This window comes from Paenibacillus xylanexedens (assembly GCF_007676705.1).
GTDB lineage: Bacteria > Bacillota > Bacilli > Paenibacillales > Paenibacillaceae > Paenibacillus > Paenibacillus xylanexedens_C.
Genome location: NZ_VEBF01000002.1, coordinates 1,780,321 through 1,797,489, shown reverse-complemented (window position 1 = coordinate 1,797,489; position 17,169 = coordinate 1,780,321). Strand labels below are relative to the sequence as shown.

At 47.0% G+C, this 17,169-nt stretch carries 15 protein-coding genes; 13 read left to right on the top strand and 2 right to left on the bottom strand.

All coding sequences use genetic code 11. The features are described 5' to 3' along the window. Window positions 1-42 precede the first annotated feature (42 nt). The 13 genes from FS628_RS17940 to FS628_RS17890 all read left to right on the top strand — a co-directional run bounded on the left by FS628_RS17940 (window position 43) and on the right by FS628_RS17890 (window position 15,270). Window positions 43-549: a type 1 glutamine amidotransferase domain-containing protein gene (locus FS628_RS17940; protein ID WP_145324016.1), complete on the top strand. Its 507-nt coding sequence runs from the start codon at window positions 43-45 to the stop codon at window positions 547-549. Window positions 550-652: 103 nt separating this feature from the next. Then, complete coding sequence (locus FS628_RS17935) at window positions 653-1,099, top strand: hypothetical protein (protein WP_145324014.1); 447 nt, start codon at window positions 653-655, stop codon at window positions 1,097-1,099. Between the two features lie 477 nt (window positions 1,100-1,576). Next, window positions 1,577-2,845: an SEC-C metal-binding domain-containing protein gene (locus FS628_RS17930; RefSeq protein ID WP_145324012.1), complete on the top strand. Its 1,269-nt coding sequence runs from the start codon at window positions 1,577-1,579 to the stop codon at window positions 2,843-2,845. Between the two features lie 287 nt (window positions 2,846-3,132). Next, window positions 3,133-3,297: a hypothetical protein gene (locus tag FS628_RS31420; RefSeq protein WP_186327851.1), complete on the top strand. Its 165-nt coding sequence runs from the start codon at window positions 3,133-3,135 to the stop codon at window positions 3,295-3,297. A 141-nt stretch (window positions 3,298-3,438) separates the two neighbouring features. Continuing rightward, window positions 3,439-4,692 carry a histidine--tRNA ligase gene (gene hisS / locus FS628_RS17925; protein ID WP_145324010.1) on the top strand — a complete coding sequence of 418 codons (1,254 nt, stop codon included), beginning with the start codon at window positions 3,439-3,441 and terminating at the stop codon, window positions 4,690-4,692. 211 nt (window positions 4,693-4,903) lie between these two features. Continuing rightward, entirely contained in the window at window positions 4,904-6,682 is a 1,779-nt protein-coding gene (gene aspS, locus FS628_RS17920) for an aspartate--tRNA ligase (RefSeq protein ID WP_145324008.1), read from the top strand. An 18-nt stretch (window positions 6,683-6,700) separates the two neighbouring features. Then, window positions 6,701-7,459 (top strand): tRNA threonylcarbamoyladenosine dehydratase, encoded by a 759-nt coding sequence (locus FS628_RS17915; RefSeq protein WP_145324006.1) that lies wholly within the window; start codon window positions 6,701-6,703, stop codon window positions 7,457-7,459. Window positions 7,460-7,930: 471 nt separating this feature from the next. After that, window positions 7,931-9,229 (top strand): NCS2 family permease, encoded by a 1,299-nt coding sequence (locus tag FS628_RS17910; RefSeq protein WP_145324005.1) that lies wholly within the window; start codon window positions 7,931-7,933, stop codon window positions 9,227-9,229. 73 nt (window positions 9,230-9,302) lie between these two features. Continuing rightward, on the top strand, window positions 9,303-11,102 hold the full coding sequence (locus FS628_RS17905; protein ID WP_145324003.1) for an ABC transporter ATP-binding protein: 1,800 nt from the start codon (window positions 9,303-9,305) through the stop codon (window positions 11,100-11,102). Window positions 11,103-11,250: 148 nt separating this feature from the next. After that, window positions 11,251-11,916: a TetR/AcrR family transcriptional regulator gene (locus tag FS628_RS17900; RefSeq protein ID WP_145324001.1), complete on the top strand. Its 666-nt coding sequence runs from the start codon at window positions 11,251-11,253 to the stop codon at window positions 11,914-11,916. A gap of 35 nt (window positions 11,917-11,951) precedes the next feature. Next, window positions 11,952-12,764 (top strand): DUF4097 family beta strand repeat-containing protein, encoded by an 813-nt coding sequence (locus FS628_RS17895; RefSeq protein WP_145323999.1) that lies wholly within the window; start codon window positions 11,952-11,954, stop codon window positions 12,762-12,764. A gap of 19 nt (window positions 12,765-12,783) precedes the next feature. After that, complete coding sequence (locus FS628_RS31415; RefSeq protein ID WP_186327850.1) at window positions 12,784-12,954, top strand: hypothetical protein; 171 nt, start codon at window positions 12,784-12,786, stop codon at window positions 12,952-12,954. Between the two features lie 135 nt (window positions 12,955-13,089). Beyond that, a complete protein-coding gene (locus FS628_RS17890; RefSeq protein WP_145323997.1) occupies window positions 13,090-15,270 on the top strand; it encodes a HelD family protein in 2,181 nt (726 codons plus the stop codon). A 123-nt stretch (window positions 15,271-15,393) separates the two neighbouring features. Here the strand turns inward: FS628_RS17890 and FS628_RS17885 are convergent, their stop codons facing one another. Together FS628_RS17885 and FS628_RS17880 are read right to left on the bottom strand one after the other, a co-directional pair. Beyond that, window positions 15,394-16,296: a DMT family transporter gene (locus FS628_RS17885; RefSeq protein WP_145323995.1), complete on the bottom strand. Its 903-nt coding sequence runs from the start codon at window positions 16,294-16,296 to the stop codon at window positions 15,394-15,396. Continuing rightward, window positions 16,293-17,036, bottom strand: a complete 744-nt coding sequence (locus FS628_RS17880; RefSeq protein WP_145323993.1) for an SDR family NAD(P)-dependent oxidoreductase — start codon at window positions 17,034-17,036, stop codon at window positions 16,293-16,295. The genes FS628_RS17885 and FS628_RS17880 overlap by 4 nt, the downstream gene beginning before the upstream one ends. Between the last annotated feature and the right edge of the window lie 133 nt (window positions 17,037-17,169).

The following is a 17,169-nucleotide window of genomic DNA, read 5'->3' as shown; positions in this document are numbered from 1 at the left end:
ATTCCTAAAGAAAGTTCGAACACGGAAAGGAGAACATACGTTATGAGTAAAGTTGCTTTTTTATTGGCGAATGACTTTGAAGATTCGGAGATGCAAGTTCCGTATGATGAAGTGAAGAAAGCTGGTCACGAAGTGGAGATTATCGGATTAAAAGCCGGTGAGACCCTTAAAGGTAAGGGAGGAAAGGCCTCCTATACTACAGATAAGGCGATCGCTGATGTATCCTCTTCAGATTATGATGCAGTCGTGATTCCTGGTGGATCTTCCCCTGAGAATTTGCGGAGTGATGCAAACATTCTGAAGTTCGTTACCGAGATCAACAGTGCGAAGAAACCAATCGCAGCGATCTGTCACGGTCCTCAGATTCTGGCGAGTGCCGATCTGTTGAAAGGACGAACCATTACGTCCTATCCGCCACTTAAAGATGACATGGTGAACGCAGGAGCAGAGTTCAAAGATCATGAGGCTGTAGTGGATGGAAATTATATTACATCCCGAACGCCTGAAGATGAGCCCGCGTTTGTGCGTGAACTGTTAAAAGTTATTTAACTTAACCAAGTTTAACTCACATACATGGATGTATCTTACTACGTTACATCGTGAAGCTTACAGAGTTCGCGTTGCATTTTATTCCGAAAAAGGAGGGTTTGACATGACAAAACATATTCAGGCGTATTTTCGAACCGAAGACGAGGCAGAAGGTGCAAGAACATCTCTTCAGACGTTCCGTACAGAGCATTTGGAAGTAGGTCAACTCGACAGTGCCGTAGGTAGAGACACGCGTGTGATGGTACCATTGGTGCCATATAATACAGCAGGTGGTGTAGGCACCAACGGGGCAATGGGTGTGGGTGCGGCCCCAGGTGTTCCTGCCAGCGAAAATGTGATCCCAGTGGTAGCCAATGTGGACCGTGATGCAGAACGGGATTCTCGTGACAGAGTGAATGAGGATGGTGACATGCTGGATGCTGCGGACGTGTCCTCGGCCGATTATGATGATCTGCATTATGTTCTGTCTGCCAAAGTAAGGGATGAGGACTATGACGAGATTGTTCATAAGCTTCGTTCCAACCATGCCTATGTGGAAGAGTTGAATTAACGTGTAGATACTTCTTGGCCCTTGCACTGCTTGACTATAGAGTCGAGCGATGTGCAAGGGCTTTTTAATCATGAGGTATATTAAAAAAACATAATTATAAAGCGCTATCATTTTTGTAATATTACTGTAATATTAGTTACACAAGCCTTTAACATAGTGGGCTTATAATAACACACATGACCCCCTTTTTTTATATATCCTTTGAGCCTGCACACCGTGTGCAGGCTATTTTTTTGGGGTGAGAATGTATATGTTTTGGGGGAACTGTAGCGAATCTTCCCCCTTTATATAAATTTTTGCTAGAATAGAGAAATGGATTTTGAATAATCTAAAGCCGATTTTATTCATAGACATCAGTATGTTCAAGAACAATTGTAAGTTATATAGAATGCCTCGTTTGAGAAATGACACCTATCATACTATAGCAACAGTGTCCTCATTCGAATGGCTGGTGACAGATTTAAGGGGGAATTAGTTTTGAGTAAGGTTGGAAGAAATGATAGATGCCCATGCGGAAGCGGGAAAAAATATAAGAAATGCTGTCTGGGCAAGGAGGCCACTGCGGTAGAATCCATACTGCAACTGATATCAACGGAGCAGCCTGTTCAGGAAACCTCGGCTCAGCCTGAGAGCAAGCTGACCTTGACCAAGCTGAAAAAGATGGTGGCGAGCGAACTGAAATGGGAGCATCCGACTCATGAACAGTTAGCTCTGCAACTTATTGAGAGCATGAAGGGCCAATATGAACCGGAGCTGATTTTGGAAGCTCTGGTGCTATGGAACGGGTATTCTCGCCAGACCCGCCCTACTGTGAAGAAGACAGGGTCGTTCTGTGCTGCAATTGAGTATTTGCTGTCCGAGGAATACGGCTTCAATGTCTTGAAGGCTGATCTGGCCTCTAAATATGAGGTAACGGCAGGAACGATCTCCCGGAAGATTAAGGAGATGGTTACTTACATCGAAGAATACGGTATGGGCGGCGAAACGGACGAGCTGATGATGCTGAACGGCCCAGGCACATCGAAGGATAAAGCACAGGCTCTACTGCATAAGGCGATGGAAGCCAGTTCTTCCAAACGGAGAGTACAACTGGCGGAAACGGCGCTGGAGATGTATCCTGACAGCTCTGATGCGTATCTTATTTTGGCTGAGGAATCGGACAATGAGCAAGATGCACGAGCTTACCTCAAGGCCGGAATCGCTGCTGGCGAACGCGAACTGGGCGAACTATTTTTTGAGAAGAACAAAGGGCACTTCTGGGGGCTTCATGAGACTCGTCCCTATATCCGGATATGCAAAAGCTATGCCGAATCCTGCTGGTTTGGCGGAGATGCCAAAGAAGCGGCACAAATCTTGGAGCGTATTCTAGAGCTTAATACGGAAGATAATACCGGAGCGCGTTACCTGCTCGCAGCTGTCTATTTGTACAACAACCAATTGAAGCAGGCAGAACAATTGCTCAAGAAGTATGGAAAAGGTGAAGCTGCTACTGCCTTTGCTTATGACCAGATCATTCTGGAGTATAAGAAGAACGGAATTACCTCCCAGCTCAACATGCTGTACCGTGCGGCCCGGGGTGTGAACAAGCATGTGCCTGATTACCTGCTGGGTTTGAAGAGGCTGCCGCATAACCTCCCTGATTTTGTCGGAAGGGGCGACTCTAACGAAGCGATTGAGTATGTCATTATGCACTCCCGTCTATGGGCAAGCGCGCCGGATTTGCTGAAGTGGATGCTGAAACAATAGAGTTATGAAGCTATGGAGGTTGGGATTCATTGGAGAAATCCAACTTCTATTAGCAGTGATTTCTGTAGACTATTCATTCCGTAAAGCGTTATGGGTAATTTTTTTGTGCTGTCTTTTCGTGTTAACCCTTGACTTTAGTACTGCGGTTCATTACAATCAGAAAATAATACGTTGACTATAGTCAATTAAAGTCGTTTCTTGAACTATATTATTGATTTGATGACGGGACCAAGTACTCCGTGCCCACATGACCAGAGAGGAATCCCCAGGCTGTAAGGATTCTCTTGATGAGCGGACGAATGACTTCCCCGAGAACAGACAGCGAACACAGCAGAGTTGATCTGTTGACAGTAGCTGGCCTGCGCAGGACGTGCGTTACACGTAGAGCGGAATATCTGCTTGATCCAGGGGAGTTTGACAATCCTGATCATCAGAAGAACCTGAACGGCTAAAGTGTCAGGGTTCCGGAATGTGGGTGGTACCACGGGTGAATGTATATTACACAATCTCTCGTCCCTTTGTTTGCTATACATAGCAGACAGGGCGAGGGATTTTTTTGTTATATAGAGAAAATCAATGCTGGAGGGATCAAGATGGCTTTTCAAAAACCGACAGGAACGCAGGACTTACTGCCTGGAGTTGTCGAGAAGTGGCAGTATGTAGAAGAAAAAGCACGAGATCTATGTCGACGGTTTAATTACCGTGAGATTCGTACACCGATCTTCGAACAGACTTCTTTATTTGTACGCGGTGTAGGAGAGACTACGGATATTGTTGAGAAAGAAATGTATACCTTTGACGACAAAGGCAATCGCAGCATGACTCTTCGTCCGGAGGGAACAGCAGGTGTTGTCCGTGCGTATGTAGAGAACAAAATCTATGGTGAACCAGATGTGAGCAAGCTCTATTACATCGGTCCGATGTTCCGGTATGAGCGTCCACAGGCAGGCCGTCAGCGTCAGTTCCACCAGTTTGGTGTAGAAGCCATCGGTGCGCTGGACCCGGCGATTGATGCGGAAGTGATCGCACTGGGCTACCAGTTGTGCGTAGAGCTCGGCTTGAAGGATGTCAAAGTGGAGATCAACTCCGTGGGTAACTCAACCAGCCGTGCAGAATACCGCGAGACATTACTTGGGTTCCTCAGACCGATGAAAGACAGTCTATGCAAGGACTGCCAGTCCCGCATGGAGCGCAATCCACTGCGTGTACTTGACTGCAAAGTCGATCAGGACAAATTCGCAGGGGCACCGTCCATACTGGATAGCCTGGATGAAGAGTCTTTGAATCACTTTGCCAAGCTGCAGTCATACCTGGATGATTTCGGAGTAGATTATGCTGTGAATAATCGTCTGGTACGTGGCTTGGATTACTACACACTGACTGCTTTTGAATTAAAAGCCCAAGGTATTGGAGCAATTGATACGGTTGGTGGTGGCGGTCGATACAATGGTCTCGTTGGGGATATCGGCGGACCTGATCAGCCAGGTATCGGTTTCGGTATTGGCCTGGAGCGCATTCAACTGATTCTGGAGCACCAAAACATTGAAGTTACTACACTGGCTCCACTGGATGTGTACTTTGTTGCTCTGGGAGAGGCAGCTGATCGTGAAGTGAACCGTCTGTTGTTCAAACTTCGTCAGTCTGGACTGTCTGGTGAACGTGATTATCTGGGCCGTAAGATGAAAGCACAGATGAAATCAGCAGACCGCTTCAAATCCCGCTACACTGCCATCCTTGGTGATGACGAGTTGGAGCGTGGTGAGATCGCCCTCAAGTCGATGGATACGGGTGAACAACAAACTGTGAAGCTGGATGATCTGGTAGCGGCTATACGCGAAAGTAAATAAGCACGAAGTGTTACATTAAGTCTTAAACATTCAAGTAAAGCAATTGATCCGGCAACATTACTGAGGTTCCGACGCTTTCGACTAATCGGGAGTTGGTGGGCCAGAGGTAACATGCCTTTTCGAATACATGGTCTACACGTAACCGGACTGTTGAAGGGCAGGCACTAACTGCCCACACAGAACGGAAATTCACATAATGAGGAGTTTGGTTATGAAAAGAAGTCATCATTGCGGCGCATTAACACCCGCACATATCGGTGAAACAGTAACATTGAACGGTTGGGTTCAGACCCGCCGTGACTTGGGGGGCGTACTCTTCATCGACCTGCGTGATCGCAGCGGAATTGTACAAGTTGTCTTTAACCCGGCTTACTCCGGCGAAGCTCTGCAAATCGCAGATCGCGTACGTAGCGAGTATGTTATCGCTGTAACGGGTAAAGTCGTTAAACGTGATGCAGAAACAGTTAACAAAAACCTGCCTACTGGTGAAATTGAAGTTCAAATCACTGAAATCGAAGTGCTGAACGCGGCAAAAACACCACCATTCTTCATCGAAGATGGTGTCGAAGTCGACGAATCCCTTCGTTTGAAATATCGTTACCTGGACCTGCGTCGTCCGGAAATGTTCGAAACACTGAAACTGCGTTCCAAAGCATCCAAAGTGTTCCGTGACTACCTGGATGGAGAAGAGTTTGTTGAAGTGGAAACACCAATTCTGACCAAGAGTTCCCCGGAAGGTGCGCGTGATTATCTCGTACCGAGCCGTGTGCATGAAGGTGAATTCTTCGCCTTGCCACAATCCCCACAAATCTACAAACAATTGCTGATGGTGGGTGGCGTTGAGCGTTATTATCAGATCGCTCGTTGTTTCCGGGATGAGGATCTGCGTGCAGACCGTCAACCAGAATTCACTCAAGTCGACATCGAGACTTCCTTCCTGCAACAGGATGACCTGCTGCCAATGATGGAAGAATTGATGGCCAAATTGCTGCGTGAAACGAAAGGTATTGAGTTGGAACTGCCTTTCCAACGGATTACGTATGCGGATGCGATGGGTAAATACGGTTCAGACAAACCAGATCTGCGTTTTGGCATGGAATTGGTTGAAATGAACGATATCGTAGCCAACAGTGGGGTTAAAGTATTTGCTTCTGTCATCGAAAAAGGTGGAGAAGTGAAAGTGCTGAACGCCAAAGGCTGTGGTACATGGAGCCGTAAAGAGATCGATGATCTCGGACCATTTGCTGCACGTTACGGTGCGAAAGGTCTGGCTTGGATTCAAGTGAAAGACGGGGAATTCAAAGGGCCAATCGTGAAGTTCTTCACGCCTGAAGAGATCGAAGCTGTCAAAGAACGTACTGGTGCTGAAGATGGAGACTTGTTGCTCTTCTCCGCAGACACCAAAAAAGTGGTTGCTGACGTTCTGGGCGCATTGCGTCTGAAAATCGGCCGTCAACTCGGACTGATTGATGACAGCAAATTCAAATTTGCATGGGTTGTGGACTTCCCACTCCTCGGATATGATGAAGATGCCAAGCGTTATGTGGCAGAGCACCATCCGTTCACACGTCCAAAAGACGAAGATATACATCTGTTCGACACAGATCCGGGTGCAATCCGCGCTCAAGCCTATGACCTTGTTCTGAATGGTTATGAAGTAGGTGGCGGTTCGATGCGTATCTACAAACGTGATGTTCAGGAGAAAATGTTTGCTGCCCTTGGACTCTCACCAGAAGTAGCGAATGAGAAATTCGGCTATCTGTTGGAAGCATTCGAATATGGAACTCCACCGCATGGTGGTATTGCCTTTGGTCTGGACCGTCTTGTGATGTTGCTGGCGGGTCGCACGAATCTGCGTGAAACGATTGCCTTCCCGAAAACGGCAAGTGCAACGGATCTGCTCATGAATGCACCTTCCGAAGTGGATGATTCTCAATTGGAACAACTTCACATCCGTGTAGCCCGTAAACCGGTAGCGGAAAAGAAATAAAGGAGGCATCGATTCTCAATGCTCCATCAATTTTCAAGAACAGAACTTGCGATCGGACCTGAAGGTCTGAACACATTGAAGAATAGTACAGTAGCCGTGCTCGGTATTGGCGGCGTAGGTGGTATTGCTGTAGAAGCTCTTGCCCGCAGCGGTGTAGGTCGCATCATCCTGATTGATAAAGACGTAGTGGACATCACCAACATTAACCGCCAGATTCATGCTCTGACCACGACAGTAGGGCAGAAAAAAGCGGATCTGATGGTGGAACGTGTGAAACTGATCAATCCGGAATGTGATGCAATTGCCCTGAATATGTTTTACACGGAAGAAACGTATGAGGAATTGTTCAAATATGAACTGGATTATGTGCTGGATGCATCCGACACGATTATCTACAAAATCCATCTCATTAAAGAGTGCCTCAAACGTAAAATTCCGATGATTTCCAGTATGGGTGCGGCGAATAAAATGGACCCGACGAAATTCCAGGTTGCAGATATTTCGAAAACGACCATGGACCCGATTGCCCGTGTTGTGCGTACCACACTTCGTAAAGACGGCATCAAAAAAGGCGTGAAAGTGGTTTTCTCGACTGAAAAGCCGATGAAACCGCGTGAGGACGTAACACAAAAAATCGTTCCCGAGAATGCTCCGGAAATTCGTAAGGCTAAACAGCCACCTGCGAGTAACTCTTTTGTGCCTCCGGTAGCTGGACTGATTATGGTCAGTGTTGCGATTAAGGATTTGTTAGAGATTGCAGAGAACAAGCAGCAGTAACTTGCTGCCAACTGAAGAAGCGTGGATGCTGATAAGGCATCTGCGCTTTTTTGTGTGATCATACTTCGAAGTCAGAGTAATCGGACGTCAATCATCCATGATAGCCGAACTGTATCCCTAGATAAATGTCAGAGTTACGTCATGTACTTCAAAGTCAAAACCGTGTATGATATTCACTGCTGCGCGAAATGATGATACATACATAATGATTTGCGGCATATAGGTTCAACTTAACTTTTTACACGAGAACGGAGAGGACAGAAAAAAGCTGGAGAAGCGAAGCATTCGCCTAAAAGCTTTCTGAAAGAAAGCTACATCGGAAGCATACGCTATCACCGGATTTTCCCTTTGGAGAAGGAAATGAGAAAAATCTGGGGATAACAGCGATCGGAAGGTTATTCTGTCATCGGAGTGGCAAGTGTAAACATTCTTTAGTTGAATTTATAAATAGAGAGAGGGGAATAGAACGAAATGAAACACGGATGGATGACCAAACGTCTTGGCATGGAGTCAGGAGACCAATGGAAAAAGGAAATTGTGGCGGGAGCCATTTCCTATTTTGCCGTGGTCTATATCGTTATGGTCAATGCTACAATTCTTTCCGATGCCGGAATGCCCTTGCAGGCGGCCATGGTTGGAACCCTGCTGACGTCCATTGCAGGTTGTTTGCTCATGGCATTTGGCGGGAAATCACCGATTATTGTTGTGCCTGGAATGGGGATTAATGCATTTTTCACGTATACACTTGTACACTCGATGAAATTAAGCTGGCAAGAAGCGCTGGCCGTTGTAACCGTTACAGGTATACTATTTGCCATTGTTGCGTTTACGTCACTATACAAAATGATCAGCGAAGCAATCCCGAAAAATCTGCAGCATGGGATTACGGTGGGGATTGGTTTGTTCCTCACATTTATTGGTTTGCAAAAAAGTGGAATTGTCATCGCACACCAGACCACGTTTGTCGCGATTGGGCACTTCAATGATCCGAATGTCATTACAGCCTGCGTTACGCTGGTGCTTGCCTTGATTTTATTTATACGGAATGTACAGGGTGGACTTCTCATCAGTATTCTGGTCGGGACAGGCCTTGCCTATGTACTTGGAGCAGTGAACCCGGGTGAATCCGTATCAGCGATGGATGCGCTGCGTCAATACGGCGGCTTGTTTGGCGAGTTGTCTTTGATGAAGCTGGCTGATGTAGCGTTCTGGATTGCAGTATTTTTGCTACTGCTGATTGTGGTGTTCGAAAATATCGGATTAATTACCGCTCAGACACAGATGATTGGTCGTCCAGAGCGGTTCAAAGGTAGTCTGCGCGCCCTATCGATTAGTACCTTGCTGGCAGGCATATTTGGAAGTAGTCCTCCAGTTGCTGCAGCCGAGACTACAGCCGGGATTGCGGCAGGTGGACGCACAGGGTTAACTCCGCTCGTGACAGCCGTTTTGTTTGGGGCGACCTTCTTCTTCATCCCGCTGCTCGGTTATATTCCAGACAGTGCGATTGCACCCATTTTGATCATTATTGGTGGACTGATGGTGCAAGGTGTGAAGGATATGGACTTTGGTGACTTTACAGAGGCTTTCCCAGCATTTCTGATCATGGTCATGATTCCATTTACATATAGCATCGTGGACGGTATGGCGTTTGGATTTATTGCCTATCCACTAGCGAAACTGGCAGCAGGTCAAGGTAAACAGGTGCCTGTGGTCATGTATGGCATTTCCATCCTCTTTTTAGCCAATTTTGTGTTGCATGGCGTTTTGTAATAAGAAAAGGCAACGTCATGTAAATTCATACGTATGATCTCTGGTGAGCAGATGGAGAACGGGAGGAACGGGAATGGAAGAGCAGCAACAAGCAGGGCAGAATGAACCGAAGGTAGGAAAAAAGGGATTTAAGGATTTCGTCAAGCTTATCGCATCCACGAACCCGCCAAAACTGATCCTGATTCTGGCCCTCATCTTAACTTTAATTCAAACAACAGCCGGACTGATCGTGCCATTGATGACCAAAGGTCTGATTGATGGGCTAACCACTTCGGCACTGAACAAATCTGTTATTTTGTTATTGCTTGGGGCATTTGTGATTCAGGCGATTGCCTCGGGCATCAGCATTTATATGTTAAATTACGCCGGACAACGCGTGGTCGCAACGCTACGCACCAAGCTGTGGAACAAGGTATTGTCGCTGCGAATGCCGTATTTCGATCGCAATCGCACTGGCGATACCATGAGCCGAATTACGAATGATACAAGCCAGATCATGACATTGATCGCAGACTATCTGGTTTCCTTTGTGTCCAACATCGTTGCCGTTGTGGGTGGTGTGGCGTTACTGTTCTATTTGGATTGGGTGATGTCGCTCATTATTCTGAGTCTGGTGCCACTTACGCTGTTGATTCTGTTACCAGTCGGTAAGAAAATGTACAAGATCTCCAAGAAGCAACAGGACGAGATGGCAGGTCTTACGTCCGTACTTAGTCAGGTTATTGGCGAGATCCGATTAGTCAAAGCCTACGGTACGGAGAAACAGGAAGTGGAAGCAGGAGATTCCCGGATTCGTAAAATGTTTGCTTTTGGCTTGCAGGAAGCACGCATCCTTGCTCTGATCGGTCCCTTGTTTACATTTGTCATGACTGCGGTGTTGGTCGTTATTCTGGGTGTGGGGGGAATGCGCGTAGCGTCTGGACTGCTGTCGCCTGGTGAACTGGTTGCGTTCATTTTACTGTTGTTCCAGGTCATTATGCCAATGGGACAATTCACGACGCTATACTCCCGTTTGCAAAAAGTTGTAGGTGCAACGGAGCGCATACAAGCTATCCTTGCCGATGAGGAAGAGCCGCATGACAGTACCAAGGTAGCTCCAAAAGGAAATGAGACGATTGCATTCCATGATGTACACTTTTCCTATGTTACAGGTGAGGAAGTGTTGCACGGAATCAATCTGACGGTACCTACACGCAAAGTGACGGCGATTGTCGGTCCAAGCGGTAGCGGCAAATCAACGCTGTTCTCTTTGATGGAGCAGTTCTATATGCCGGATTCAGGCCATATTTCATATGGAGGACAAGCGATAACGGATTATTCTTTGGCCTCCTGGCGCAGCAAGATCGGGTATGTCTCTCAGGAGAGTCCGCTTATGGCGGGCACGATCAAAGACAACATCACGTACGGATTGGATCGTGAGGCCACGATGGATGAGATCCGACGAGCTGCTGAGATGGCCTATTCTGCCGACTTCATCGACAAGCTGCCACAGGGATATGACACGGAAGTAGGCGAGAGGGGAATCAAGTTATCTGGGGGCCAACGTCAGCGGATTGCTATTGCTCGTGCTTTACTGCGCAGTCCGGATATTCTTATGTTGGATGAAGCGACATCCAGTTTGGACAGCACCTCGGAGTATGAAGTACAACAGGCTTTGTCCAATCTGATGGAGGGCAGAACCACAATCGTGATCGCGCACCGATTGTCCACAGTTGTGGATTCCGATCAGATTGTTGTACTGGAGCATGGACACGTTACCGGAACGGGAACACATGCGGAATTAATTAGTAATCATCCGGTATACCGTGAATTAGCACAGAAGCAGTTTGTGGCACAGGAAGGCAATGCAGCTAGAGTGCAAAACGAAGAGTAATTCCCATTAATGCAGGGTCTCCGTTATACCCATGAGGTATTTCAACGGAGATCCTTTTTCTCGTTCTGTTAAATTCATAATATTTACAATAAGACCACCATACTCTATATTATATATACCGACCGTTGGTATGTATAAGGAGGATTTTATGGCTAGAAATAAATACCCTGAACAGACACTGGATCAGATATTGGCCGTTTCAACGCAGATGTTTACCGAAAAAGGATATGAAAAGACGAGTATTCAGGACATTATAGATGAATTAGGTATGTCCAAAGGTGCGATATATCATCATTTCAAGTCCAAGGAGGATATCCTTAGTGCAGTGATGGAGAAGGAGCTTGGGCGGGCTGAGGATATGTTCATGGAACTCATCCAGAACACGCATGCTCCGAATGCCAGACAGAAGCTCATCAGCATTTTGGAAAATATCATTGTTGATCCTGAAATCCAGTCCAATTCGATTGATCAGGTTCTTAGCACACAGATCAAGAATCCGCAGTTTGTTCTTGGCGGGATCAGAAAAGGTGTTCTGAAGGATGCACGAATTATTGCTGGTATCATGGAACAGGGCAAGGAGGACGGATCCATATCAGTCGAATTTCCTTTGGAATGTGCAGAAATATTCATGTTGCTCGTCAACATTTGGATTAACCCCCTTCTTTTTGGTAGAGATCAGGAACAGACATTGGAGAGACTCAAGTTTCTACAGCACATGATGAAGCTCTTGGGCGCGGATATCGTAAGTGAACAGCTCATTCAGCGAATTTCGAATCGGCATGCCAGCACGGGAGGCTATGCGGAGGCGGAATAAAGATACACCTGATTGTTTGAAATAGAGAGGGAAAAATGATGAAAAGTAGCGAGCTTACCCTATGCAAGAGCATAGACATTGATCAATCCATTTGTGATATACAGGTAAATTGGTTGTCAGGAGATATCAGAGTTCTTCCGAGTGTAGATGAACTGATTCACGTCATGCAATATGCGGATGCGTGGTTTTCCAAGCGAAGACTGATGCAAGTTAACATACGAGGGAATACCTTAAGCATTGCGGACGGGAGAAAAAGGAGAGCCCTCGTTGGAATAAATACCGGTAGAACAGCATTGGAGATATATCTACCCGCTCGGGTCTTTGATACTATTTTTTTAAACTCCACGGGAGGACAACTCCAGTTGAATCCGTTTCAGGCCAATCGCTGTCGATGCAACATCACCTCAGGTCATGTAGATCTAGCAGGAAGGATGGAGGAGCTTGAACTGCACGCAGTAGCATCCGTAGTAAAAGGACAACATCTTAGTGCAGATAGACTCATTCTTCAGTCCACTTCAGCCAAGATCGATATTACGGGGGAATTCCGTCACTTGCAATATACAACTACAGGCAGAGGATTGAACCTGGATTGTCTCACGATGCCGGAGAGCTTGCATTCCGTATCCACAGGAGCAAAAGTAGCGGTTTCCATTCCGGATAACGAAGGTTTCGAAATTTTGCTTAAAAAAAGATCGGGAATATTAAAAAGTGATTTTGATTTGACTCCCCTTCATGGAGACAGCAACTATTTAATACACAAAATCGGAAAAAGTGAATTCAAAATAGATATTAGAGGGGGAGCTTTTCTTCTAAAAGCCAGGAAAAGTGAGACTAATCGTGTTTACTGAAAACAAAGGGGCAGATATAATGGCTGGTTGGATCGTAGGAATTAGCTTTTCCACCATCGTACTGCTAATCGGGATTTACGGCGCATTGAACAGCAGGCGCAGGCAGGCCAGAAAAAAGTGGGCCTTGTGGTTTATTTTGTTCGGTTGTTGTGCGCTTGTCAGTGCCATCATTAATTATCAATTCAGATAAGCTTCATGCCTTACAAAAGTAAGCCTTCAAAACGGATGTGGCTTTCAATTGCCCTATGTGATATATTAAGTATCCTTTTGTATTGCCAGATCTAGGCGATGCAGAGCAAACATATTCTTAGGAGGTAACTGAAACATGTCAGACAGCTTTCAAAGTGCCTATCAAGAAGAAGAGTACAGGTTAGAGCGAACGATGGAGGAAGTGGACAGTCAGCTGGAACGGCTGCAGAACATTCCGGTGTATACCGGCCACGACTTCACAGAACAAGTGCTGGAAGCTGGACGCGAAGAGCGCCGCACCGCCTTGTCCAAGAGCGCGCAGCAACCCTATTTCGGACGCTTGGATTTCGAAGAGCAGGGCAGTGGTGCACGGAAACCGCTGTATATTGGCAAAATCGGCGTAGACCGCGAAGAGGTGGGAGAGCATCCGCTCGTCATCGATTGGCGTGCTCCTGTCGCAAGCCTGTTTTACTCATTTACGGGAGGCGAAGCCTCCGCTACGTATGAAGCCCCAGAAGGGCTTATTGAAGGTCTCGTATATCTGAAACGAAACGTTGTCATTCGGCAGCGGATATTGGAACGTGTGGCGGATACATATAACCGTGACAGCGACCAGCCAGCGGTATCCGATGAATTTCTCGTCTATCGTCTGGGAGAGAACAAGGACAACAAACTCCGTGACATCGTATCTACAATTCAGGCGGAGCAGGATCTGATCATTCGTGCGGCGAGAAACACCGCATTGATCATTCAGGGTGTGGCCGGATCCGGAAAAACAACGGTTGCCCTGCATCGGCTTGCCTTTTTGCTGTATCAGTACAAGGAGCAGGTATCTGCGGAGAAAATGGTTATTTTTGCACCCAACCACATGTTTCTGGATTACATCTCGGATGTGCTCCCGGAACTCGGTGTAGGAGACATTCAGCAGCGGACATTCCCGGATTGGGCAATGAACCTGCTGGGGCTGGAGATGCCTTTGGCGAATACGTCGGATACATTGAACACATGGTTTGAAACTCCAGATGCTCGGCCTGAATTGAATGATGATGTACCTGGACGTTACAAAGGATCCATCCGCTTTATGGAGCTTATTCGAGAATGGCTGTCGGGCATGGAAGAAGATTCCGTACCGGATATGGACTTCAATCCATGGGATGGTAAGGTGCTCAGCAAGACGGAGATCGAGAACTGGTTCGGTCAGGAATATAAGCATTATCCACTAGCCAAACGCAAAGAACGGGTCATGGCGCGAGTTCACCGCTGGATTGAGATGGAACTCAAGAAACCGATGCCAGAAGCTGTGCGCAAAGAACGCAAGAAAAAAGCATCCACTCGTGAGAAGGCCTATGCCAAAAAGTGGCCTCAATATGAGCCGCTTACGCTATACAAACAGCTGTTTAAAGCTGCAAAGGGTGGTTCTGTGCCAGCGTCACTCAGCGGGCTTATTCCAAAACTAGTCATGAAACAAACGGCAGCAGATCTGAAGCAGGATATCGTCCGTGAAGAGGATCTGCCTGCATTGGTATACATTCATACACTGGTTCATGATATTGAGGGTTCGGAGCGGTTCGATCATGTCGTGATCGATGAAGCACAGGACTTTTCACCATTCCATGTGGCGTTATTGGATCAGTTCGTCAAAGGACATTCCTTCACCATACTGGGTGACTTGTCCCAAGGGATTCATGAGTACCGTGGTGTTCATGCGTGGGAAGAGATGAGTTCTCTATTTCCTGAGGAACAGAATGCATACTTTGCATTGACCCGAAGTTATCGTTCGACGATGGAAATTATCGACTATGCGAACACGATTCTGGAACGTGGCGTCAAGAGTGGGATTACGGCGATACCTGTTTTCAGGAGCGGTGATCCGGTTCGAACATTAGCTTATGGAGGCGAAGGTCGGACCGCGAGTCTTGAAGAGGCTTTGAAGGTGTTAACGGTCAAAGACTACCGAACTGTTTCCATCCTGACCCGCACACTGCATGAAGCAGAGGAACTTCATCGTGAACTTCAGGACGCAGGCTGGGATCTAAACCTGATCGATGGTGGGAAAAAGCAGTACACAGGTGGACACTCCGTTTTACCTGTCTATCTATCCAAAGGGTTGGAGTTTGATGCCGTTATTGTGGCAGACGTAGATCAGAAGCATTATTTGCCAAATGCGGGTGACGCGAAACTGTTGTACGTTGGTTGTACACGGGCCTTGCATGAATTGTGGTTGTTCCATGATGGTGAACTGCCGATCTATGCGGCTGCAACACATAATCCCGACGGCGAGCCGGTAACCATTCAGGGTTGGCCAGAGCTTGGTTAGATAAAGTATGCTTATACAACAAAAGGCATGACGTTTATGGGAAAGTCTCATAAGCGTATGCCTTTTTTGTTTTTGTGCGAGAATTGATTAATCTTCTAAGGAAGAACGATGAGGAAGTTCAAGTTATGTTACGCTATTTCGCATTCTGGACGAGCGACGGTTCACCAGGAATATACCGACACCAATGAGTAAACCTCCTGCCAATGCAAACCACTGAACGTGCTCTCCCAGCAAAATCCAACTCGACAATACACCAAAGAACGGTGCCAGAAACAGATACGAACTGGTTTGGGCGGGGTCACTATTCTGCAGCAGATAAAACCAGAGTGAGAACTGGATGATGGAGCAAACAAGTGTTAACCAGAGCAGCACCATAACCGAGGTGGTATTCACTATAAAGTGAGGCTGTTCAGTCCATACGCTCAGCAGAAGCAGCGCTGCCCCTCCCGCGAGCATCTGATAAGAGGTTAAGACAAAAGTATCGTAGCCATCGCCCCAGCGTTTGATGAGCAATGTCGATACTGCAAAGGAGATCGCACCGCCAAATCCAATCCAGGTTCCAGGGCTAAAGCTCACATGCCATCCAAAGGTTAATATAATCCCCACGAAACCGAGCAGAACACCGATCCACTGACTGTAACGGTAGGTCACTCTATATAAGAGAGCACTGAGGATAATGACCAGCAACGGATTGGTAAACGTAATAATGGCCGATTCACCGGATGTAATCCAGTTCATGCTGTAATAGGCGCAGCCCATCACTCCTGCGGATTGGAACAGGCCAATGAGGATTATTTTCAACCAAGACTGCCACTCGGTAGGTAAAGGACGTTTACGCAGGAACCAGGCCATCAATCCACCAGCCAGTACATAACGTATGCCCATGAGCAGGAAAGGTGGGGCATATACCATGCCGATCTTGCCAACTGGAAAAGAAGTTCCCATGATTAACGTTGTCAAAATGATCAATAGTGTATATTTCAGTGGTTTGATGATCCGGGTATCTCTATCATGACTGGAGCTCATAACGTCTGTCCGCTATCTACAGTAATCAGCTGTCCGGTCATGGATTGCTGTTCTAGCGCGGCACAGATCATGTGTGCGATGTCCTCAGGCGAGGCAATTTTCTGTAACAACAGCTCTCCACCGAGACGATGCATTCGATCCTCATTTCCAGCCCACCACCTTGTAGCAACTGCACCAGGGACGATAGCATTCACCCGAATATGTGGTGAGAGAGCGTGCGCAAGTGATAAGGTCAGACCGTGCACGGCTGCTTTGGAGACAGCGTAAGGAAGGGAGGAGCCTGAACCCGTACTGCCTGCGATGCTGCCCAGATTTACGATAGAACCACCGCCAGCCCGCTTCATATCTTCCGTCACTGCACGAGCACAATGAAACATGCCTTTCACATTTACATCAATTAGTTCATCCCAGACGTCATCTGTAACTGATTCCAGATCGTGCAGGGGGATATGATGAGTGATTCCGGCGTTATTCACAAGCGCAGTGATTGGGCCATGGGTTTCAGTTATTGTAGTGACCATCCGCCGCACATCAAGGTCATCGGCAACGTTGGCTTGAACGGCCAATGCATGACCTCCTGCATCCAAAATATGTTGAACTGTGTCGTTTGCTGCATCTCGTGAGCGGGAATAGTTAACGGCAACCAACGCTCCGCGCTCAGCCAGCATCAGACTTACAGCACGACCTATACCTGTTCCACCACCAGTGATCAAAGCAACTCTATTTTTCCAGTATGTCATGCTGAACACTCCTTATCATCATCCAGTCAGCTGACTGGTTTGGGATCTACATGAATTGTAGTCCGGTTTACACATGAAGTATAATGATTGGTAATGAAGTGGATATCATTTTGAATGATGTCAGAGTGGAGGG